General features: G+C 73.9%; 19 protein-coding genes and 1 pseudogene. 15 read left to right on the top strand and 5 right to left on the bottom strand.

Going from position 1 to position 22,057, the window contains the following annotated elements; translation table 11 throughout:
• Positions 1-32: 32 nt before the first annotated feature.
• The 3 genes and pseudogenes from IE308_RS10945 to IE308_RS10935 all read left to right on the top strand — a co-directional run bounded on the left by IE308_RS10945 (position 33) and on the right by IE308_RS10935 (position 2,370).
• Positions 33-410 carry a DUF1304 domain-containing protein gene (locus tag IE308_RS10945; protein WP_190217722.1) on the top strand — a complete coding sequence of 126 codons (378 nt, stop codon included), beginning with the start codon at positions 33-35 and terminating at the stop codon, positions 408-410.
• A gap of 222 nt (positions 411-632) precedes the next feature.
• Positions 633-1,625: pseudogene (locus IE308_RS10940) on the top strand (GlxA family transcriptional regulator).
• Positions 1,626-1,767: 142 nt separating this feature from the next.
• Complete coding sequence (locus tag IE308_RS10935) at positions 1,768-2,370, top strand: isochorismatase family protein (protein WP_190217721.1); 603 nt, start codon at positions 1,768-1,770, stop codon at positions 2,368-2,370.
• Between the two features lie 196 nt (positions 2,371-2,566).
• On the opposite strand, the gene IE308_RS10930 is transcribed toward IE308_RS10935, so the two are convergent.
• The gene (locus IE308_RS10930; RefSeq protein ID WP_229908824.1) at positions 2,567-3,733 is read right to left on the bottom strand and encodes a PucR family transcriptional regulator; all 1,167 of its coding nucleotides are present in this window, start codon (positions 3,731-3,733) and stop codon (positions 2,567-2,569) included.
• Between the two features lie 148 nt (positions 3,734-3,881).
• On the opposite strand from IE308_RS10930, the gene IE308_RS10925 reads away from it, so the two are divergent.
• Both IE308_RS10925 and IE308_RS10920 read left to right on the top strand, forming a co-directional pair.
• The gene (locus IE308_RS10925) at positions 3,882-5,369 is read left to right on the top strand and encodes a long-chain-fatty-acid--CoA ligase (protein WP_190217720.1); all 1,488 of its coding nucleotides are present in this window, start codon (positions 3,882-3,884) and stop codon (positions 5,367-5,369) included.
• 124 nt (positions 5,370-5,493) lie between these two features.
• On the top strand, positions 5,494-7,773 hold the full coding sequence (locus IE308_RS10920; RefSeq protein WP_190217719.1) for a catalase: 2,280 nt from the start codon (positions 5,494-5,496) through the stop codon (positions 7,771-7,773).
• A gap of 91 nt (positions 7,774-7,864) precedes the next feature.
• Here IE308_RS10920 and IE308_RS10915 read toward each other — a convergent pair whose 3' ends face one another.
• Positions 7,865-8,749, bottom strand: a complete 885-nt coding sequence (locus IE308_RS10915; protein WP_190217718.1) for an oxygenase MpaB family protein — start codon at positions 8,747-8,749, stop codon at positions 7,865-7,867.
• A 151-nt stretch (positions 8,750-8,900) separates the two neighbouring features.
• Positions 8,901-9,236, bottom strand: a complete 336-nt coding sequence (locus IE308_RS10910) for a hypothetical protein (RefSeq protein ID WP_190217717.1) — start codon at positions 9,234-9,236, stop codon at positions 8,901-8,903.
• Positions 9,237-9,490: 254 nt separating this feature from the next.
• Here IE308_RS10910 and IE308_RS10905 point away from each other — a divergent pair, with 254 nt between their 5' ends.
• The 10 genes from IE308_RS10905 (at position 9,491) to IE308_RS10860 (ending at position 20,956) form a co-directional block, all read left to right on the top strand.
• Entirely contained in the window at positions 9,491-10,165 is a 675-nt protein-coding gene (locus IE308_RS10905) for a hypothetical protein (RefSeq protein WP_229908823.1), read from the top strand.
• Between the two features lie 108 nt (positions 10,166-10,273).
• Positions 10,274-10,729, top strand: coding sequence for an OsmC family protein (locus tag IE308_RS10900; RefSeq protein ID WP_190217716.1), 456 nt, complete (start codon positions 10,274-10,276; stop codon positions 10,727-10,729).
• A gap of 156 nt (positions 10,730-10,885) precedes the next feature.
• Positions 10,886-11,389, top strand: a complete 504-nt coding sequence (locus IE308_RS10895; protein ID WP_110626159.1) for a hypothetical protein — start codon at positions 10,886-10,888, stop codon at positions 11,387-11,389.
• Positions 11,389-12,783 carry a hypothetical protein gene (locus IE308_RS10890; protein ID WP_190217715.1) on the top strand — a complete coding sequence of 465 codons (1,395 nt, stop codon included), beginning with the start codon at positions 11,389-11,391 and terminating at the stop codon, positions 12,781-12,783. Before IE308_RS10895 ends, IE308_RS10890 begins: the two co-directional genes overlap by 1 nt.
• Positions 12,780-14,225 (top strand): vWA domain-containing protein, encoded by a 1,446-nt coding sequence (locus IE308_RS10885; RefSeq protein WP_190217714.1) that lies wholly within the window; start codon positions 12,780-12,782, stop codon positions 14,223-14,225. The genes IE308_RS10890 and IE308_RS10885 overlap by 4 nt, the downstream gene beginning before the upstream one ends.
• A gap of 64 nt (positions 14,226-14,289) precedes the next feature.
• Positions 14,290-15,402 (top strand): ATP-binding protein, encoded by a 1,113-nt coding sequence (locus IE308_RS10880; RefSeq protein WP_190217713.1) that lies wholly within the window; start codon positions 14,290-14,292, stop codon positions 15,400-15,402.
• An 11-nt stretch (positions 15,403-15,413) separates the two neighbouring features.
• Positions 15,414-18,221: a DUF5682 family protein gene (locus tag IE308_RS10875; protein WP_190217712.1), complete on the top strand. Its 2,808-nt coding sequence runs from the start codon at positions 15,414-15,416 to the stop codon at positions 18,219-18,221.
• Between the two features lie 118 nt (positions 18,222-18,339).
• Positions 18,340-19,113, top strand: coding sequence for a DinB family protein (locus tag IE308_RS10870; protein ID WP_190217711.1), 774 nt, complete (start codon positions 18,340-18,342; stop codon positions 19,111-19,113).
• Between the two features lie 39 nt (positions 19,114-19,152).
• Positions 19,153-20,010: a DMT family transporter gene (locus IE308_RS10865; protein ID WP_190217710.1), complete on the top strand. Its 858-nt coding sequence runs from the start codon at positions 19,153-19,155 to the stop codon at positions 20,008-20,010.
• A 310-nt stretch (positions 20,011-20,320) separates the two neighbouring features.
• Entirely contained in the window at positions 20,321-20,956 is a 636-nt protein-coding gene (locus IE308_RS10860) for a TylF/MycF/NovP-related O-methyltransferase (RefSeq protein ID WP_343234062.1), read from the top strand.
• Positions 20,957-21,041: 85 nt separating this feature from the next.
• Here the strand turns inward: IE308_RS10860 and IE308_RS10855 are convergent, their stop codons facing one another.
• A complete protein-coding gene (locus tag IE308_RS10855; protein ID WP_110626152.1) occupies positions 21,042-21,803 on the bottom strand; it encodes a metallophosphoesterase family protein in 762 nt (253 codons plus the stop codon).
• Positions 21,800-22,045 (bottom strand): hypothetical protein, encoded by a 246-nt coding sequence (locus IE308_RS10850; protein ID WP_110626151.1) that lies wholly within the window; start codon positions 22,043-22,045, stop codon positions 21,800-21,802. Before IE308_RS10850 ends, IE308_RS10855 begins: the two co-directional genes overlap by 4 nt.
• Between the last annotated feature and the right edge of the window lie 12 nt (positions 22,046-22,057).

Here is a 22,057-nt window from a genome sequence, read left to right as displayed (position 1 = left end):
TCGCCGCCGGGGCCGAGGTGGACACTCCGGACGTGAATCTCGTGGCCCAGGTCTTCGCCCTGATCGCGGCGGTGACCCACCTCGTCGTCGGCGCCCTGGAGCGGTTCGCCTACGACCGCCCCGGCGTCCGTCTCTTCCTCACCACCTCCACCGCCGACGCCCCCGAAGTCACCCTGTGGCGCTCGGGCGTCGCCGTCTACAACATCCTCCTCGGCCTCGGACTGGTCGCCGGTGTCGTCGTCCTGCACACCGGCGACACGACCGCCGGCCGCACCCTGGTCCTCGCCTTCTGCGCTTTCCTCGTCGCCTCCGCGCTCGTCTTCGCCGCCGGCTTCCCGCGCCTGTGGCGGGGCGCCGTCGGCCAGGGGCTGCCGCCCGCGATCGCGCTGCTCGCGGCGGCGGTGGGCTGAACTCCGGTGCTGCACACGCCGGATGACGAGGCGTCCGCCCGCCCCCGGCATGGAGGGGACACCACCTTGGGGCGTCCCCGGCGTCCCCGGCGTCCGCGGCGTCCCCGGTGTCCGCGGCGTCCCCGGTGTCCGCGCAGTCGGTATGCCGGGCGTCCGCCCCGTGTCCGGATGTGACAGAACCCCGTCATTGCGGCCGCGCCGGCCGCCCCCGAGGATGGGGGCATGCCCGAGATCAACCACCGCGTCGTGATCGCGGTCTTCCCCGACGTCGACCTGCTCGACGTGACGGGGCCGGCCGAGGTCTTCACGCTGGCCAACCGCGAAGGCGGCGGCCGTGCCCGCTACCGGGTCCGCCTCGCCGGACCCGGCCCGGCGGGGGAGGCGGTCGCCACCTCGGCGGGCGTCCGGCTGGTCACCGACGCCGGCTTCGCCGATGTGGACGGCGCGGTGGACACCCTGATCGTGCCGGGTGCGCTGGAGCCGTACGCCGACGGGCTGCGGCCCCGGGTCGACCCGTACATCGTCGACTGGATCCGGGACCTCGCGCCCCGGACCCGGCGCATCGCGTCCGTGTGTGTGGGCGCCCATCTGCTGGCCGCGGCCGGTCTGCTGGACGGCAGAACCGCGACCACGCACTGGTCCACGGCCGGCCTGCTCGCCGCCGAACACCCGCGGGTCACCGTCGACCCCGATACGATCTTCGTCCGGTCGGGGAAGGTGTGGACGGGTGCGGGCATCAGCGCCTGCATCGACCTGGCCCTCGCCCTGGTCGCCGAGGACCACGGCGAGGAACTGGCGCTCGCGGTCGCCCGGCATCTGGTCGTCTACCTCAAACGGCAGGGCGGGTAGAGCCAGTTCAGCGTGCCGATCAGCAGCCCGCCGACCGACCGCCGGGACATCGACGAACTGCGCCGGTACGTCGCCGACCACCTGGACGCGGACCTGTCGGCGGCGGCCCTCGCGGCCCGCATGAACCTCAGCGAGCGGCACTTCGCGCGGGTCTTCACCCAGGAGACCGGGGCCACGCCGGCCGCGTACGTCGAGTCGCTGCGCGTCGAGGCGGCCCGCCGGCTGCTGGAGACGACCGACCAGCCCCTGGAGCACATCGCCCGGGCGACCGGCCTGCGCTCGGTGGAGACCCTGCACCGGGCCTTCCGGCGCCGTATCGCCACCAGCCCGGCGGCCTACCGGCGCCGCTTCCGTACGACGGTCTAGGCCGCTCGGCCTTATTCCTTCACGATTCCAACTCGGCTGGCACACCGCGGAAGTGACGTGCCGTCATCCACCATGCCCGCATGCCCGCATCCCCGCATGCCTGCCGGAACCCGTTCACCCTCAGAGAGGAAACCACCCGATCATGTCCGTCTCCCCTTCCCTCCGCGAGGTCGTCGGCCTCGACAACGGCCTGCCCGCGCTCGCCGACGCCACCCTCGTCCTGATCGACTTCCAGAACACCTACCGCACCGGCGTCATGGCCCTCGAAGGCGTGGAGGAGGCCGTGGCCGCGGGAGCTCGGCTGCTCGCCGCCGCGCGGGCCCAGGGCGCCCGCGTGGTGCACGTCGTCAACGACGGCGGCGAGGGCACGCCGTACGACATCCGCGCGGAGATCGGCGCCATCAGCCCCGAGGTCGCCCCCGTCGAGGGCGAGCCGGTGGTGGTCAAGCAGGTCCCGGACGCCTTCCACGGGACCGACCTGGAGAAGGTGCTGCGCGAGCTGGGCGCTGGCCCGGACCTGGTGCTGGCCGGGCTGATGACGCACATGTGCGTGGCGTTCACCGCGCACGGCGCCTTCGCCCGCGGCTACCGCCCGACCGTCGTCGCCGAGGCCACCGCGACCCGCACCCTCACCGCCCCCGACGGCACCGCGCTGCCCGCCGCCGCCCTCCACACCGCGGCCCTGACCACCATCGGCGACCTGTTCGGGCCGGTCGCGCGCCGTGTGGCGGACCTGACGGGGTGACCCGCCCGACGGGGGCGGCCCCGTCACCGACCGGGAGCCGGGCGCGCGGTGGCCCGGGCGCGCGCCGGCGGCGCGGCCCCCTCGCCTTCGCCCGGCAGCCCGGCATCCCATCCCCCGAGGTAGGCGCGCACGGGAGCAAGAACGGCCGCCCCCGATCCTCGTCGCCGGCCTCCGCCGGTCCTGGCCCGACCCCGCCTCAGCGAGGCATGAGCCGCAGCCCGTGCAGCGCGGTGCCGAGGTCGGCCAGGGCCGCCGGGTCGGACAGTGAACGCCCCGTGAGCTTCTCCACGCGGCGCAGCCGGTAGCGCACGGTGTTCGGGTGGACGTACAGCCGCTCCGCCGCCTCGGCCGCCACCCCGCGCGCCGCGAACCAGTGGCCCAGCGTCTGCAGCAGCCGCGCCCGCTCCGCCTCGGGCAGCTCCAGCACAGGGCCCAGCGCCAGCTGCACCAGCCGGGCCGCCTCGGCCGCCGCCGCCACCACCAGCATCGCGAGCGGGCTGTCGTCGAAGCGCGCCACCCCCGCCCCCGCGCCGGGCAGCCCGGCCAGCGCCAGCCGCGCGAACCGCAGCGCCTGCGGCGTGTCGCGCAGCGAGTCGAACCGGGGACTGACGCCCACCCGCGCGCGCCGCCGCCGCAGCGCCCTCAGCGCCACCGACTCCGCCTCACCGCGCGCCAACGCCACCAGCCCGACCTGCTCGTCGGGCAGCAACCGCCAGGCCGACGGCAGCTGCGCCTGCCCCAGCTCCGCCTCGATGCCCGGCAGCGGTTCCTCGCCCGGATCCGGCACGGCCGCCGCGACCACCGCGTAGGGACCCCGCTCCGGCAGACCGAGCTGCCGTGCCACCTCCCACAGCGTCGTCGACCCGGCCAGCGCCCCCGTGAACAGCGCTTCCACCAGCGCCGACCGGCGCGCCTCGCGGCGCAGCGCCAGCTCGGCACTGGCCTCCCGGTAGGCGGCGGCCACCGCCTCCGCGTAGCGGCCGAACAGCGCCCAGATCTCCGACGACCCCGCCACCAGATGCGCGTCCGTGACCTGCGGATGCCTCGGCGCCTCCGCCACCACCTGCGCCCACAGGAACTCGAAGCCGACCCGGTAGGCGTGCAGCGTGTCGGCCAGCGGCACCCCCTGCTCGGCTCGCAGCCGCCCCGTGGCCCGGGCGGGCCGCACCGCCGCCTCCGTGCCCAGCGCGAAGTGCCGCAGGACCAGGTCGGCGTTGCCCTCGCAGGACTCCCGCAGCGATGCGAACGGGATCAGCGACTCGTTCGCGTACGACTCGACCTCCGCGCGGATGCGCTCCGCCATCCGCACACCCAGCTCCGGAAGGCGCTCCCGCAGCGCCGCGCCCACCTCGGACAGACTCATCCCCGCAGCGTACAGCGCCCTCATTGTGACGAGGAACAATCCCGGGCGGCGCCTGCTGTGGGCCCGGCCATGGACGCCCGCCCGACCGGCGGCCACCATGCCGGGAGCGTCGGCGGCGGCGCCGCGAACACGGATGCGAGGAGGCATCATGGCCAATCTGGCGGAGTTCCTGGTGGAGACGGCACACCGGCAGCCGCAGCGCCCCGCGCTGCGCCTGGGCCCGCTCACCCTCACCTACGCCGAGCTGGACCGCCTCAGCGCCCGGGCCGCCGCGCTGCTGCGCGCCGAGGGCCTGCGCGACGGCGACCGCGTCGCCCTGATGCTGCCGAACGTCCCCGAGTTCGTCGTCCTCTACTACGGCATCCTGCGCGCCGGCGGCATCGTCGTACCGCTCAACCCGCTGCTGAAGTCCCGCGAGACCGAGTACCACCTGCGCGACTGCGGCGCCGCCCTGCTCCTGGAGTGGCACGCGGCGCCCGGCGAGGGCACCGAGGGAGCCACCGCCGCGGGCGTGCGGCGCATCGCCGTGGAGCCGGAGGCCTTCGCCGCGCTCCTCGCCGAGCACGAGCCGCTGCCCGGGGCCGCGGAGGTCGCCCCCGACGACATCGCCGTCCTGCTCTACACCTCCGGCACCACCGGCCGCCCCAAGGGCGCCGCGCTCACCCACGCCGGGCTGCGCCACAACACCGAGGTCAACGTCACCGAGGTGCAGCGCCTGACACCGGACGACGTCATCGTGGGCTGTCTGCCGCTGTTCCACATCTTCGGCCAGACCTGCACCATGAACGTCGCCGTGCGCAGCGGCGCCTCCCTCACCCTGGTGCCCCGCTTCGACCCGCAGACCGTGCTCGACGCCATCGCCCGCGACCGGGCCACCGTCTTCGAGGGCGTGCCCACCATGTATGCCGCGCTGCTCCAGCACCCGGCCGACGCCGACGTCTCCACCCTGCGCATGTGCGTCTCCGGCGGCGCCTCCCTGCCCGTGGAGGTCCTGCACGGCTTCGAGAAGCGGTTCGGCTGCATGGTGCTGGAGGGCTTCGGCATGTCCGAGACCAGCCCCGTCGTCTCCTTCAACCACCCCGACCGGCCCCGCAAGCCCGGTTCCGTCGGCACCCCCATCCGCGACGTCGAGGTACGGCTCCTCGACGAGAGCGGCCAGGACGTGGCGCCCGGCGAGGTCGGCGAGCTGGCCGTGCGCGGCCCGAACCTGATGAAGGGCTACTGGAACCTCCCCGACGCCACCGCCACCGCGATCCCGGACGGCTGGCTGCGCACCGGCGACCTCGCCCGGCAGGACGAGGACGGCTACCTCTACATCGTCGACCGCAAGAAGGACCTGGTCATCCGGGGCGGCTACAACGTCTACCCGCGCGAGATCGAGGAGGTCCTGCACGAGCACCCCGCCGTGGCCCTCGCCGCCGTCCTCGGCGTGCCCGACGAGCGCCTCGGCGAGGAGGTGGCGGCGGCGGTCGTCCTGCGGCCCGGCGCCGAGGCGACAGCCGAGGAACTGCAGCAGTTCGTCCGCGACCGTGTCGCCGCCTACAAGTACCCCCGCAAGGTGTGGGTGACCGACGCCCTGCCGATGGGCCCCAGCGGCAAGATCCTCAAGCGCGAGATCACCGCCCCGGCCGGCTGACCCCGGGCGGTCCGCCGTGCGGCCGGCGGGCGCGGGCGGTGAGCGGCCGGATACGGGTGCCTCGGCCCGCGCCGGCTGGGTACGCGGGTGGGGTTGTGCGATCACACCCCGAGGAGCCGTATCGATGAGCGAGACCAACCCTCTCAAGAGGGCAGCTCAGAAAGTCACCGAGACCGTGCGGGGCGACGGCGACGGGCCCCCGGAGGGCATCCCCGGCCGGCCCGGCAGCGAGCCGCCGTCCGTCGCCGAGCCGACCGAGCCCCGTGAGCCGCTGCCGCCCAAGCCCGACCAGAGCGGCCCCGACACCTACTCGCCGACCGGCCAGGCGACCGGCGCCGACCAGGCGCGGGTCGCCCAGGCCGGCAGCTATCTGACCGACGCGCAGGGCGTGCGGCGCCCCGACACCGACCACTCGCTCAAGGCCGGACCGCGCGGCCCCGTCCTGCTCCAGGACCACCACCTGCGCGAGAAGGTCATGCACTTCGACCACGAGCGCATCCCCGAGCGCGTGGTCCACGCCCGCGGCGCCGCCGCCCACGGCATCTTCCGCAGCTACGGCACGGCGGCCGCCGTCACCAGGGCCGCCTTCCTCGCCGAGGACGCCGAGACCCCGGTCTTCGTGCGCTTCTCCACCGTGCTGGGCTCCCGCGGCTCCGCCGACACCGTGCGCGACACCCGCGGGTTCGCGACGAAGTTCTACACCAGCGAGGGCGTCTTCGACCTCGTCGGCAACAACATGCCGGTCTTCTTCATCCAGGACGCCATCAAGTTCCCGGACATCATCCACGCCGGCAAACCGCACCCCGACCGCGAGATCCCGCAGGCCCAGAGCGCCCACGACACCTTCTGGGACTTCGTGACCCTGCACACCGAGGCCACCCACCACACCCTGTGGAACATGTCCGACCGGGGCATCCCGCGCTCCTACCGGACCATGGAGGGCTTCGGCGTCCACACCTTCCGGCTGGTCGCGGCCGACGGCGGCACGACGCTGGTGAAGTTCCACTGGAAGCCCAAGCTGGGCGTGCACTCCCTGGTGTGGGAGGAGGCGCAGATCGCGGGCGGCGTCGACCCGGACTTCCACCGCCGGGACCTCGCCGACGCCATCGAGGCCGGCGCGTACCCCGAGTGGGAGCTGGGCATCCAGACCTTCCCGGACACGCCCGACCAGACCTTCGAGGGCATCGACCTGCTCGACCCCACCAACCTCGTGCCCGAGGAACTCGCCCCCGTGCAGCCGGTCGGGCTGCTCACCCTGAACCGGAACCCGTCGAACTTCTTCGCCGAGACCGAGCAGGTCGCCTTCCACGTCGGCCACCTCGTCCCCGGCATCGACATCACCGACGACCCGCTGCTCGCCGGGCGGCTGTTCTCCTACCTGGACACCCAGATCACCCGCCTGGGTGGCCCCAACTTCCCGCAGCTGCCGATCAACCGGCCGCACGCGCCGGTCAACGACATGCTGCGCGACGGCATGCACCAGACCGCCGTGCACCGCGGGACCGCCCCCTACCGGCCCAACTCCCTCGACGGCGGCTGCCCGTTCACGGCCGGGGCGGACATGTCGGCGTACGTCGAGACGCCCGTGCGCGTCCCGGAGGCGACGAAGGTGCGCGAGGCGCCGGAGTCCTTCGCCGACCACTTCAGCCAGCCCCGCCGGTTCTGGCTGAGCATGACGCCCGTCGAGCGGGAGCACATCATCGGCGCGTACACCTTCGAACTCGGCAAGTGCTACGAGCAGGCCGTCAAGGAACGCGCCCTGCAGGTGCTCGCCAACATCGACCCCGAGCTGTGCGCCGGAGTCGCCGCGGGCCTCGGTCTGCCCGCGCCCGAGCCGACCGTGCCGCTCGCCGACGTCGCGCCCAGCCCCGCCCTGTCCCAGATCGGGCAGACCTGGCCGACCGACGGCCGCATCATCGGCATCGTCACCGGACCCGACCGGGACCTCGACGGCGTACGGGCCGTGCGCGAGGCGGTCCTGCAGGCCGGCATGGTCCCGCTGGTCGTCGCGCCGACGGGCGGCACCCTCGGCGACGGGGACGACGCGCTGACCGTGCAGCGGACCTTCGTCACGGCACGGTCCGTCGAGTTCGACGCCCTCCTGCTGGCCGGGGCGCCGGGCGTCGCCGACGACGCGTACGGCGCCCGCGACGCCAAGGCCGGCCTCGCAGGCGGCGCCCCGCCGGCGCACGACCCGCGGGTCGCCCTGCTGCTGAACGAGGCGTTCCGCCACGGCAAGGCGATCGGCGCGTGGAAGGGCGCCGAGGCTGCGCTGGCATCGGCGGGCGTCCCCACCGACGCCCCCGGCGTGATCGTCACCGACAGCGGCACGACGGCCCTCCAGCAGGTGACCCGGCTGATGGGCGCCCACCGCGTGTGGGAGCGGTTCATGGCCACGGGCTGAGGGGGATACGCCGCCGGGCCGGCGGGGGAGGGGCTTCGACCGTCCCTCCCCTGCAGGCCAGCCCGGGGGATGCGGGCGGTCGCCGGCCGGCTCAGACCCGCCCCGACCGCACCGCTTCCCGGGCCGGTGCCATCGCCCAGCGGATCCCCGCCGTCACGGCCGTACCCAGCGGCCGCACGCACAGGTCCTCCGCCACCGGCAGACGGGGCAGCCACAGGGCCCGGGCGGCCCACGGCGGCAGCAGGGCCACGGCGTTCGCGGCCACCGCGCCGTAGGGGACGCGGGCCACGAGCGGGACCGGCGGGTTCAGCAGCAGATAGCGGGCGGTGCGGCGCGCCTCGGGCGTCGCCCGCAGCTCCTCGCGGTAGGAGGCCAGCCGCTCGGCGAGCCCGGCCCGGTCCGTCGGCGGGTCCGGCACACCCAGCTCCCGAGCGATCCGCGCGGTGTCGGCGACGTACCCGTCGCAGCCCGCCTCGTCCAGCGGCCGGGCACCGTACCGCTGATGCGCGCGCAGGAAGCTGTCGACCTCGGCGATGTGCACCCAGCACAGCAGACGCGGGTCGGAGGCGGCGTACGCCCGGCCGTCGGGGGCCGTGCCGCGCACCTGCTCGTGGACGGCGCGGACCCGCTCGCACGCCTCCCGCGCCCGGTCGGCCGGACCGTACGTGGTGACGGCGAGGAAGGTGCTGGTGCGCTGGAGCCGCCCCCAGGGGTCGCCGCGGAACCCCGAGTGCGCGGCCACCGCGGCCATGGCCAGCGGGTGCAGCGACTGCAGCAGCAGCGCCGACAGGCCGCCGATGAACATCGAGGCGTCGCCGTGCACCCGGCGCACGGGCCGCTCGGGCCCGAACCAGCGGGGCCCTGGAGCGCCGTGGATGCGGGCACGGTTGCGCACGCCCTCCGGCCCGGCCACGCGGGAGAAGATCGCCTCGCCGATCTGGTCGCGCAGCGGCGCGAGATCCGGGATGAGTGACATGAGGCGCCTCCTGAGCCGGGATGCGACGACCGGGCCACCGCCCTGTCCATACTGCCTCGCTCCTGTGCTCCCGGACGCCCCCCTGCCGCAACCGGTCACTCGGACCCGGTCACTCGGACCCGATCACTCGGAACCGCTCACTCGGATCCGCTCACTCGGGGCGGGCCACCGCCTCCTTCTGCAGCTGTACCGCGGCCAGCAGACTCAGCCGCGGCTCCGCCTGGCGCAGCGCCTTCACCGCCGCGACCGACGCGATGTCCCCGGCGAAGCCCACGGCGGCCAGCCGGGACCGCACCCAGCGGGCCCGCACCTCGCCCTCCGAGACGGCGGCCGTCTCCTCCACCAGGGCCGCGGCCCGCTCCAGTCCCGCACGCTCCTCGGGCGGAGCATCGGCCAGTGCCCGCCGCAGGGCGGCCCCGACGAGGTCGGAGTCCCGCACGACGAGTACGGTGTCGGTCTTCTTGCGGAGTCCCGGAATGCCTGTCATGTGGATCATGCTTGTCGGCATCCGGCCTGCCTGCCAAGGGATTTGAGCAGCCCCAGAGGTTCCCGGCGTCACAGTCCGCCCAGGGCCGTCCCGCCCGGGGCGGGCCGAGGGCGGACGCCTCGCTTGTTGCGGTCCGGTGACGGACGGGACAGAGCTGTTGCCCGGAGGAGGACAACGGGCCGGGGCGGTCGCGGGTCGTATCAGGTGCAGTGGGGCGGGCCTCCCCGTCCCCGTCGACCGATCATGGGGGAACGATGAACATCCGCACGCGCGTCCGCACCGGCACCCGTCTCCGCACCCGCCTCCGTCAGCAGGGCCGTACCCGCGGCATCCGGCTCGCGGCCGCGGCGCTCGCCGCCGGAGCGGCCCTGACCGCCGCGGCCGTCCCGGCGGCGGCCCGCGCCGCGGCCTCCGACGACACGCCCCGCTACCTGGAGCCCGCCGAGCTGCCGCCGCACCCGTCGTCGCCCTGGTACGCCGGACCGGTCACGGCGGGGCAGCCCGACCCGCTGCCGATGTGTGTCGGCGAGGCGCTGCCCTCCATCGCGAGCCACCGCTCCTTCTGGACCGACTACGACACCAACGCCGAACAGGTCACGGTCGTGGAGCGCAGCACCCAGCGCGCCAAGGACTTCGCGGCGCTGGTGCGCAAGGACCTCGACGGCTGCGCGAAGAAGCTGATGCGGCAGGACCCCGACGTCACCGCCGAGCAGAAGTACTACGGCCGGCTGAACGTCGAGGAGGGCGCCCACGTCTACGGCGTCCACACCACGACCACCTGGGGCGCCTCCGACATCGCCCTGTTCTCCGTGGGCCGCGACGGCAACACCGTCACCCTGGTCCGCTGGGCGCAGCTGGGCGGCTTCCGCGACGCCCAGGTGGACGACTTCCGGACCACCACGGTCACGGCGGTCGACAAGCTGTACTGACGCCCGTCCCCGGAGCCCAAGCCCACCCCGGGCCCGGCCGCCTCGTCCGCGAGCGGCCGGGCCCGGCCCTCCCGGGCCGTACGCGCGCGCCGAGTTACTGTCGTCGCCATGACCGACACCGACACCTCTCTGCGCTCCGTCACCATCGAGCGGACCGGCCCCGGCCACTTCGTCGCGACCAACGCCCGCGGCGGCACCGTCGCCTTCGGCGGCGCCTCCGACGACGGCACCGAGTTCACGCCGGTCGAGCTGCTGCTCGCCGCCCTCGGCGGCTGCACCGCGATCGACGTCGACGTCGCCACCAGCCGGCACGCGGAGCCCACCCGCTTCTCCGTCGCCGTGACCGGCAACAAGGTGAACGACGAGCACGGCAACCACATGACCGACCTCACGGTCACCTTCTCCGTCTCCTTCCCCGACGGAGAGGGAGACGGCGGTGGCGGGGCGGACCGGGCCCGCGCCATCCTCCCGAGGGCCGTGAAGTCGTCCCACGACCGCCTCTGCACGGTGAGCCGCACCGTGGAACTCGGCACCCCGGTCACCGCCCGGGTCCAGGAGGCCTGACGACCTCATCGGCACATCGGCGCACACTCCGCGCACACGCTTCTGACAGCCCCTCACCTGCGACGACGGGGCGTTGTCAGTGGCTGCCAGTACGTTGATCCATGTCCCGCCGGGTCCGGCGCAGGACTTCCCTCGTGCTGCAAAGGAGATGGTGCGTTGTCCGACTTCGAGAGGTCGAGCACGGCGCGGGTGATCCCGCCCGCGCGGCCGCGCAAGCTCGCCAAGGTGCCGTTCGTGGAGCTGGCCGACGGCCGCCTGCAGGGCGTCGTCTCCAGCGGCTCGGACATCGAGCGGGTGTACGTCTCGTCGGTCGCCGCCGGGACGTACGCCTACGCGTGCAGCACCAACAACAACCGCCCCTGCGGCGGTGCCCGCGGCGGCTTCTGCAAGCACATCGGCGCGCTGATCACCGAGGCCGTGCTCCAGTACGGTGCCGAGCGCGTCGCCCGCTACCTCCGCGTCGACGTCGCCGACGGCGAGCCGACCGCTCAGTCACTCAACTTCACCATGGGCCAGACCCGGCCGTCCCCGGCGGACAGCAAGGCCGCCGCCTCCGTCTTCAGCCGGTTCCTGCGCCACCTGGCCTACCTCGAACTGCCGCCCACCACCGCGCCGTTGCCGGAGATGCAGTGGTTCGCGTCCACCCGGGCGGTGGCCTGATGCGGATGGACCTGCTGAGCGAACCCGTCGACGGCCTGGACGAGGCCCTCGCCGCCGTCGACGCCTTCGACCGGACCCTGGCCGCGGGCCTCCTGCGGCCCCAACCCGCCCAGGCGGAAGGCCTGTTCGGGCTGGCCGACGCGGTGGCCGCGAGCCCGCTCGCCGCCCGCGTCGCCGAGGCCGCCGACAAGGCCGCGGCCGGTGCCGCCGGCGAGGACCACTTCCTGGCGTTCGCCGCCGCCCGCGCCGCCCTGCTCGGCGCCGCGCACGACGCGCTCACCGCCCGCGCGGACGAGGCGACCGGCCGCACCCGCGCCGACGCCCCCGCACCGGCCGCTCCCGCCGAGCACGCGCCGAACCTGCTCGCCGCCGCCCGCTCCTGGCTCAGCGACCTGGCCCGCACCGGCTGGCAGGGCCTCGACCACGACGTGGTCTCCGGCTCCTCCCAGGTCGTCTCCGCGATGCTGTCCGACCCGGGGCTGCGCCGCCCGGCCGCCCTCCTCGACGGGTTCGCCGCCGAACTCGCCGCCTCCTGCCCGGGCGCCACCCTGGACCGGATACCCGTACGCCGCTGGGCGGACCTGTGGACCCGCGGCATGCTCCTCACGGTGCCCGGCGCCGCCCCCGCGCCCGCCGTGGACACGCTCACCGGCCGCCTGCTGCCCCTCGGCACCGACCTCCAGGAACACGCCACCGCCGCCCAGGCGCAGGTCCACGCCGTGTTCGAACCCGCCGACGGCTCCACGCCCCGGCTGGTGAGGGCGAGCGTGTCCGTGCCGAAGCCCGACACCGTCCTCGGCGCCGGCGTCTGGCAGCTGCTGCGTCCGCACATGAGCCTGCTGGCCGCCGCGGGCGAGGGCCGGTCCATGGACCTCACCGGCATGCCGGTCACCGCCGAGGGCGACCTGATCTGGCAGGACGAGCGCGCCCGCGCCGGCGAGCCCGTCGACCCCTTCGCCACCGCCCGGGTCGCCCTGCCCACCGCGGACGCCCCGGCCACGGCACCCCTGGACCGCCACCCGGTCCTGCTGGCCCACCCCGTCTTCCTGGAGGGCTACGGTGCCGAGCAGGACGCCGAGACGCAGACGGTGACGTTCACCCTCGCCGGGCAGCGGCTGCCCGTCGACACCGACCGCCTCCCCGTCGCCGGGCCCCTCACCCCGCAGGCCGTCGCCGGCTCCACCGCCTGCGTCGGGCTGCTCCGCTGGGACGCGGGCGGGTTCTTCCTCCAGCCGCTCGCCGTGGAGACGACGGTCCGCAAGAAGACCGTCGCCCTGCACGCGGGCGCCTGGGCGGGCGGCACCACCGACAAGACCGGCGCGAAGGCCGAGAAGGCCGCCACCGACGCGGTGGCCGTGCTGCGCGAACGCGCGGGAAGGCTGCTGCGGAAATGACCGACCACCCCACCGGACAGCCCGCGGCGGCCGACTCCGACGAGAACCGCCGGCAGGTCCTGTACTGGCGGCTGCTCGCCCGCCTCTTCGACCCCGAGGAGCAGGCCGGCCTGGAGTCCGCCTCCCTCGCCGTCGTCGAGGACATCGGCCTGCCGCCCGCCCTGCTCGACCCGCAGACCTCCGTCGACGCCGTCGTGCAGCGCCACCCCGAACTCGCCGCCGAGTTCGACGGCCTGATGGTCCCCGAGCCCGACGAGGAAGGCCGCGACCGGGCCGCCGAGGTGCGGCGCGCCGCCCTCGTCTCCAAGGTGCTGCTCAACGTCTTCGCCACCGGCAGCGGCACCGTCACCGCCGGGCAGCTGGCGCGCTGGCAGTCCGACGCCGGATGGCTGGAGCGGGCCCTCGGCTGCGCGCCGGGCGACCTGCGCGGCGGACGCGCCGGCCGCGGCGCCGGGCCCGGCATCGGCGGCGGACCGGGCGGCGCGGGCGGGGGAGTGAGCCCCACCGGCACCGGAGCCGACCACCCCACCCCGGACCTCGGCACCCTGGTGCCCGCCATCGGCCCCGAACTCGGCGCCCTGGAAGCGGACCTGGTCAAGCGCATGCACCTCCGGGAGGTCCTCGCCGACCCGCGGCTGGCCGCGCAGCTCACCCCGAGCATGTCCCTCATCGAGCAGCTGCTGCGCGACAAGAACAACCTCTCCGGTGTGGCCCTCGCCAACGCCAAGGCCCTCATCCGCCGGTTCGTCGACGAGGTCGCCGAAGTGCTGCGCACCCAGGTGGAGAAGGCCTCCGTCGGCGCCCTGGACCGGTCCGTCCCGCCCAAGCGGACCTTCCGCAACCTCGACCTCGACCGCACCATCTGGAAGAACCTCACCAACTGGGACCCCGAGCAGGAGCGGCTCTACGTCGACCGCCTCTACTACCGGCACACCGCCCGAAAGACCACACCCCAGCGGCTCATCGTGGTCGTCGACCAGTCCGGCTCGATGGTCGACTCGATGGTCAACTGCACCATCCTCGCCTCCATCTTCGCCGGACTGCCCAAGGTGGACGTCCACCTCATCGCGTACGACACCCAGGCCCTGGACCTCACCCCGTGGGTGAGCGACCCCTTCGAGACGCTGCTGCGCACCAACCTCGGCGGCGGCACGGACGGCACGGTCGCCATGGCCCTGGCCCAGCCGAAGATCGCCGAACCGCGCAACACGGTCGTGGTGTGGATCTCCGACTTCTACGAGTGGCGGTCCGAGCCGCTGTTCGAGTCGATGGCCGCCATCCACCGCTCCGGGGCGAAGTTCATCCCCGTCGGCTCGGTGACCAGCTCCGGCCGCGGCAGCGTCAACCCGTGGTTCCGGGAACGGTTCAAGGACCTCGGCACACCGGTCGTCTCCGGCCACATCCGCAAGCTCGTCCACGAGCTGAAGACGTTCCTCGCCTGAACGGCCGTTCACCTCGCCTTCTTCTTTCTCGTTCTCCTCACGCTTCGTACCGAAAGGCTTTCCCATGTCCGACCTGCTGCGCGCACCGGCCGAGATCAAGTACGCCGAGGAGCTGGACTGGCTGGAGTCCGTCGACGACAACCCCAAGCCGTTCTCCTGGCGGCTGTCGCCGAAGATGATCCGCCTGTTCATCCTGGGCTCCGAGCGCGCCGACGGCCTCGACCGGGAGATCTCCCAGAAGTGGTTCGGCGACCGCAGCATCGTCGAGCGCGCCATCGTCACCCTCGCCTCCGACCGCGGCCTGCTGCTGATCGGCGACCCCGGCACCGGCAAGAGCTGGCTGGCCGAACTGCTGGCCGCCGCCGTCTGCCGCAACTCCACCCTCGTCGTGCAGGGCACGGCCGGCACCACCGAGGACCACATCAAGTACTCCTGGAACGTCTCCATGGTCATCGCCAAGGGCCAGTCACGGGAGTCGATGATCCCCTCACCGATCATGACCGCCATGGAGACCGGCGTCATCGGCCGCTTCGAGGAACTCACCCGCTCCACCAGCGACGTCCAGGACGCCCTGATCTCCATCCTGTCCGAGAAGTACATCTCCGTGCCCGAACTCGACAGCGACAACATCGTCTTCGCCAAGCCCGGCTTCTCCGTCATCGCCACCGCCAACAGCCGCGACCGCGGCGTCAACGACCTGTCCTCCGCCCTCAAGCGCCGTTTCAACTTCGTGCGCATCCCGGTCGTCACCAACAAGAAGAGCGAGGCGGAGATCGTCCGCTTCCGCACCGAGGAACTGCTGCGCCGCCACCGGATCGAACTGGACGTGCCGCCCACCCTGCTGGACGTGCTGCTGCAGAGCTTCGCCGACCTGCGCGCCTCCGCCGCCGCGGCCGGCAGCGACGACGAGAAGCTGGAGTCCGCGCTGTCCACCGCCGAGCAGATCGGTGTCCTGGAGGACGCCATCCTGCACGGCAACTTCTTCGGCGAGCGCACCCTGACCGCCCGCACCCTCGCCTCCTCGCTGGTCGGCTCGCTCGCCCGGCGCGAACCGGAGGACCTGGCCATCCTCAATAAGTACCTGCACGGCGTCGTCGAGCCCCGCAGCAAGGAAGAGGGCGGCTCCTGGCCGGAGTTCCTCGAGGGCGGCCGCGACACGATCGCCACCCTGTCGTGAGCGGGAGCGCCATGAACGAGGGAACCTTCGCCGCCCTGCGCGGCCAACTCCAGCAAGCCGCGGCCGCGTTCGCCGGCGGACCCGACGCGCTGGAGGGCATCCTCCTCGGCCTCGTCGACGACGTCGACCGGGCCGTGCGCGAACCGCTGGAGATCTTCCCGGTCTGCCACCACTCGCCCGCCTCCGCGCTCGCCATGGCGCGCAGGCTGCGCGAGAAGCAGCCGAAGGTGGTGTACCTGGAGCTGTGCGAGGACATGGCACCGCTCCTGACCGAGCTGCGCAACTGCCGGCTCCCGGTGGCCGTGCAGGCGTTCGCGACCGAGGTCGACGGCTTCCCCGCCGAGTGGGCGCCGCTGTCGGTGGTCGCCCCGATCACCGAGGCGTCCGCCGAGTACCAGGCGATCGCCTACGCCCTGGACACCCCCGGCGTCGAACTCGTCCTCGTCGACCGCTCCTCCGACCACGTCTTCCAGTGGCAGGAGAACACCGGCGAGGCCACCGAGCCCGCCGACCCGGACGCACCGCCCGCCGAGGAGGAGGCGGCGCTGCACGGCGACGCCGTCGGCGTGGAGATCGGCGACCTGCGCCCCCGCTTCGCCGAACTGGAGGAGCACCTGCTGCGGCACGGCAAGGTGCGCCACTGGTCGGAGTGGTGGCACCAGTACGTCGAACTGCCCCTCGGTGACAGCGACCACGACACCTACCGCCAGGTCATGCTGCTCATCGGCAGCCTCTTCCGGCGCCTCGCGCCCGGCGACCCGCACCGGGTCCGCGTCGACGAGGACCGGGAGCGGTACATGTGGACGCGGATGCGCCGGCACCTGGCCGCGACCGGCACCGACCCGGCGGACGCCCTCTACGTGTGCGGCGCCTTCCACGCGGCCAGCCGCGTCGAGGAGTTCGGCGTGCACGGCGCCGACACCTTCGAGATCACCCCGCCGAGCGCGACGAAGTGGCAGCACGGGCTGATCCCGTCCAGCCACGCGGCGATCGAGGCGCAGTTCGGCCTCGCCGCAGGATCGGTGTCCATCGCCGCGACCCAGTGGGCGAAGAACCTCAAGCGCACCCGGGTCAAGCCCTACCGGCTCGCCGGACAGGTCGGCACCAGGACACCGAGGACGCCGAAGAAGACGGCGGCCGCCCTCGCCGCGCCGGCACCGGCCGACCCGGGGCCCGCCCCCGACCGGCTCACCGGGTTCCTGCAGCGGCCCCCCGTCCTGGACCACCTCGACGAGGAGGAACTGCTCGGCTGGTCCGTGGAGATCGTGCGGGCCGCCCGCCGCAACGGCTACCTCGCCTCCACCGCCGACGCCATCGCCGTGTTCGAGACGTCCATCCTCCTCGCCGGGATGCGCGACCGGGCCAAGCCGACGCCGTACGACTTCCAGGACGCGGCGGTCACCTGCATCGAGAAGGACACCGTGCCGGGCCGTCGGGACGTCCGCCGCCTCGTGGAGATCATGCTCGGCGGCGACCGGGTCGGCCAGGTCGGCTACGACGCCCTGCCGCCGCTCGCCCGGGACGTCCACGACCGGCTCGCCCCGCTCGGCCTCAAGCTCCAGCAGCGCGGAGTCCAGCGGGCCCTGCTCGACATGGCGTCCCGGCCGGAGCTGGAACAGTGCTCCGACGTGCTGTGGATGCTGCGTTACCTGATGCCGCACGGCGCCGCCCGCCCCATCATGGGCGAACGCAAGCTCGGCGAGCGCCCCATCCAGGAGTCCTGGGACCTCGCCCTCGGCACCCACCAGCGCGCCCTGATCGAGCTGGGCTACGAGGGCGTCAGCATCGAGCAGGTCCTCGAACAGCGGCTGCGCCGCACCGCCTACGGGCCGCAGGCCACCACGGCGAAGGTCCTCGAAGCCGTCGAGGACGCCACCCTGTACCTGCGCAGCCGGCGCCTCGCCGACGAACTCGGCCGGCGCGCCCTGGAGGTCCTGGCGACCGAGCGCAGCGTCGACGGCGCGCCCGAGGTGCTGCGCCGGGTGCGCGGACTGCTGGCGTACTACCGCACCGCCGAGCCGTCCCTGCCGGGGTGGATCGAGTCCTTCGTCAAGACCGGCTACGCGCACTACTGCACCCTGCTCCCGACGGCGTTCACGGACGACGACGCGAGCGTCCGCCAGGTCGCGGCCATGCTGGGCTTCCTGTTCAGCATGGAGGGCCTCGCCCTGTCCCTCGGCTGCGACCGCAACCAGCTGGAGCTGGCCGTCGCCCAGTCGCACCCCGAGGACCCCGCCAGGACGGCGCTGCTGTGGGCGGCCCGGACCCAGCTCGGCACCCTGTCCCGCGCCGACCTGCGGGCCAGGTGCGAGGAGCTGCTCGGCAACCCGCTGGTCGTCCCCGCCTACCCGCGCTACCTCAGCGGGTTCCTGCACGCGCTGGAACCCGTGCCCGCCCTGGCCGACTTCGTCGTCGAGGCCGTCTCGCACGCCTTCGCCCGGCTGCCCGACCCGGTGCTGCTGCCGTGGCTGCCGACCCTGATCACCAGCCTGCGCGGTGGCGGCACCGATCTCGCGCCCCTGCTGATCCGCGAGGCTGCCCGGATCTTCCCGGGCCGGCTGGCGGACCTGGACACCTGGGTCCCGCCGTGGCGGGCCGACCCGGCCCCGGCGCCGGCCCGCTCGTCCGGCCGCGGCACGACGGGCCCCCGCGGCCTGCCGCTGCTCGCCGCGCATCCGGCGACCTGCGACGCGCTGGCGGACCTGCTCGGCTGCGAGGGCACCTGGGAGACGGCGGAGCAGGGGCCGGCAGGCGCCGTGCTGCTCGCCCGCCACCCCCGGACCGCCCAGGCACTGGCGGCACTGCTGACCGGGCCCTGACCCGCGCCCCGGCCCTGTGCCGCTCCTCGCCGGGAATCCGGTCGCCCCCCGCCCACCCGAGCCGCTACCGTCCGGCTGGGTGCGGCGCGGCACCGGTCGCGCGCGGAGGGAGCCGTCCATGCGGAGCGAGGAATCCGAGGCAGCCGGGGGAGTACGGACGGACCGGCTGGGCCTCCTGCTCGACCAGTTCGACCAGGCCCGGGACACGGCGCAGGTGCGGCTGACGGGGCTCGGCGACGAGGAGTACCTGTGGGAGCCGGTGCCGGGCTGCTGGTCGGTCCGGCGCCGGAACGAGGCGGTGACGCCGAGGGCGTTCGGGCCGGGGGAGTGGGTCCTCGACCAGGGCGCCCCGGACATCCCGGCCGGGGAGTACGCGGAGGTCGCCCGGCAGGCAGCCGGCGGCATGTCCGTCGAGAAGATCGCCGAGGACTGGAGCGTGAGCGTCGAGCGGGTCGAGGAGGTCCTCGCCCACACGGGTACACCCGAGCCCGACGCGGCGCCGGTCACGACCATCGCGTGGCGGCTGTCCCATCTGCACTTCCACTTCGCGGGCCAGTGGGAGTGGACGTTCGGCGAGCGGCGGCGGGAGCCGAGGACGATCGTCGACTTCACCCCGTCCGCCGCCCTGGAGCTGGAGCGGTTCTGGGAGGTGATCGACCGCTGGCGGGAGGGCGTCGGCGCGCTCACCGACCGGCAGCTCGACACGGTCGGCCTGTCGCGGTACCCGAACAGCAACGACGCGGACTACCCGTTCGTCGCCGTGCTGGCGTCGGCCAACATCGAGTTCATCCACCACATGGCGGAGATCGCCCTGCTGCGCGACCTGTGGCGGGCCCGCTTCACCGCGAGCGGCCAGCCGATCGGAGGGGGACGGCCGCCCGGCGCGGCGTAGCGGACGGGCGCGGACCGGTCCGGCGGGCATGGTGGGGTCATGATCGTGCTCGCCGTGTTCTTCGCCGTCCTGGGGGCCGCCAGCAACGCGGTCGGTACGGCCTTCCAGCGCAAGGCCGCCTCCACCGTGGACCGCGGGGGCGGCCTGGCCCTGCTGCGTGCCCTCGTCCGGCGGCCCGCCTGGCTCATCGGCATCGCGGGCGTGACCGGCGCCGCCGTGTTCCAGGCGCTGGCGCTGGTCAACGGACCCATGGCGCTCGTGCAGCCCGTGTTCATCCTCGAACTGCCCTTCGCCCTGCTGATCGCCGTGCCCCTGCTGCACCGCCGGCTGCCCGCGGCCGGCTGGTGGGCGATCGCGACCGTGGTGGCCGGGCTCGCCCTGCTGCTGGGCGCGGCGGCGCCGTCCGGGACGAGACGCCAGGCCGCGATGGAGCAGTGGATCCCGGTCCTGGCCGTCACCCTCGGTGCGATGGGCGCAGCCGTCGCCGTCGCCCGGGGCTCGTCCTCACCGCTGCTGCGCGCCGCCGTGCTCGGCGCGGGTGCCGCGGTCGGCAACGCGCTGACCGCCGCCCTGATGAAGTCGGCGACGGGACGCCTCGCCGACGCCGGTCTGCCCGCCTTCCTCACCACCTGGCAGACCTACGGCTTCGCCCTCACCGGCGTCGCGGCGCTCCTGCTCCTGGAGAACGCGTTGCAGGCCGGCCCGCTGGTCGCGTCCCAGCCCGCGCTGACCATCGGTGACGCGGCGGTGAGCCTCCTGCTGGGCGTCGCGCTCTTCGACGAGCACGTGCGCACGGGGTGGTGGCTGCTGCCCGAGGCGGCCGGCGCGCTGATGATCGTCTGGGGGGTGTTCCGGCTGACCCGAGTGGTGCCTCACCTGGGGGATTTCGTGCACTGAACCGGCCCCCGAACAGATGATCAGGAAGTGCCCGCAAACGGGGCAACGAGCTGACTCGGTTCAGTTATAGTCGCCAGCTATGACGATGCGTCGGGCAGTCAATCATATGTTGCGATCTGTCACTGGCTACGAGCTGCGCCGTGTGCAGAAGAGGCCTGGAACCGGCGGTCAGCAGGCGAGCGCGCCGGCCCGGCCTGCGACTGCCCAGCCGAAGCCGGCACCGAAGCCCGCTCCGAAGCCCAAGCAGGAACTCCCGCACGACTACGACGATGCGGTCAAGGCCACGATCCGCGCGGTCAAGCCGTACACCATGACCTCCCCCGAAAAGCTCAACGCCCTGGTCCACTCGGTGCGTTACGTCGTCCGCAACGGCATCCCCGGCGACATCGTCGAGTGCGGTGTCTGGCGCGGCGGCAGCATGCTCGCGGCGGCCAGGACGCTCACCGAGGCCGGTGACACGAGCCGTCACCTGCACCTCTACGACACGTTCGAGGGAATGAGCGAGCCGAGCGAGCACGACCGCCGGCACGACGGCCGCAGCGCCGCCGAGATGCTCGCGGCCAGCCCCCGCAGCGCGGGCGTCTGGGCGTACGCCTCCCTGGAGGACGTCCAGGAGACGATGGGCCAGACGGACTACCCCGCCGACCGCATCCACTACCACCGCGGCAAGGTCGAGGACACCATCCCGGGGAGCGTTCCGGACCGGATCAGCATCCTGCGCCTCGACACCGACTGGTACGAGTCGACGCGGCACGAGCTGGTGCACCTGTGGCCGCGGCTGGTGCCCGGCGGTGTCCTGCTGCTGGACGACTACGGCTGGTGGGAGGGGGCCAGGCGAGCGGTCGACGAGTGGCTGGAGGAGTCGGGCGTGCCGCTGCTGCTGCTCCGCATGGACGAGGGCCGGGTGGCAGTGAAGCCGCCGGCGTCCTGGGACCACGACGCCTGACATCCGGCGCCACGACGCCTGAACCCCGGTGCGACGGCAGGCCCGGCACCCCGCGAGGGGAGCCGGGCCGCGGTCTTCCCACCGGTCAGTGCGCCTGCCCACCGACCGGTGCCGCCACCCGCTCGGGCACCTGGAGGTGGTAGACGTGGAAGGCCCGTCCGATCACCGGCTGGGCCACGTTGCGCACCCGCACACCACCGCTGGTCATCCCGTGCTCCGTGCCCGCGTGTGCGTGCCCGTGCACGGCCAGGTCCGCGCCCGCGCCGTCGATGGCCTCGGCCAGCAGATAGCTGCCGAGGAACGGATAGATCTCCAGCGGCTCGCCCGCCAGCGTGTCCGGCACCGGTGAGAAGTGCGTGAGCGCGACCCGTACGGCGCAGTCCTGCGCGTCGAGCCGCTCCAGCGCCGTCCGCAGGCTGTCGGCGTGCCGCCGCGTGGTGCGGACGAACTCCTTCATCAGCGGCTCACCGAACTCCCCGGCGTTGCGCCCGGCGAAGCCGCCGCAGAACCCCTTGGTGCCCGCCACGCCGATCCGGCCCGCGGCACACTCCACCACCGTCTCCTGCCCCTCCAGCACGCGCGCGCCGCCGTCCTGGAGGATCGCGGTGACCTCCTCGGGCCGCTCGTCGTGGTGGTCGTGGTTGCCGAGGACGGCCACCACCGGCACCCCGAGGTCCTTGATCTCCCGCGCCACCACCCGGGCCTCCTCGGGCGTGCCGTGCCGGGTCAGATCACCCGCCAGGAGCAGTACGTCGGCACAGTCGGGGAGTGTCTCGAACGCGGGCCGGAGCACGCCCTGGCTCTCCGGCCCCATGTGGATGTCTCCGACGGCAGCGATGCGGATCATGCCAGCTCCTCCGCCTGGTCCGGGGACGACGCCTGCGCGACCACCAGGTCGCAGCGGACGGTGAGCCCCTCGAGCGCCTCGTCCACCGTCCGCGCCACCTCGTCGCGGCAGTGCGCGGACGGCACGGTCCCGGTCACCAGCACCGAGTCCCCGTGCACGGTCACCTGCACCCCCAGCTCGGCCAGCGGCCCGCCCGCGAGGCGTTCCCGAAGGTGGGCGACGCGGTAGTCCAGGTTGCTCATGGAAGCTCCTTC

The sequence above is a fragment of the Streptomyces griseosporeus genome (assembly GCF_014656055.1).
In the GTDB taxonomy this organism is placed as follows: Bacteria; Actinomycetota; Actinomycetes; order Streptomycetales; family Streptomycetaceae; genus Streptomyces; species Streptomyces griseosporeus.
The sequence above is the reverse complement of the archived record's forward strand: the minus strand, read 5'-3'. Positions and strand labels throughout refer to the sequence as shown.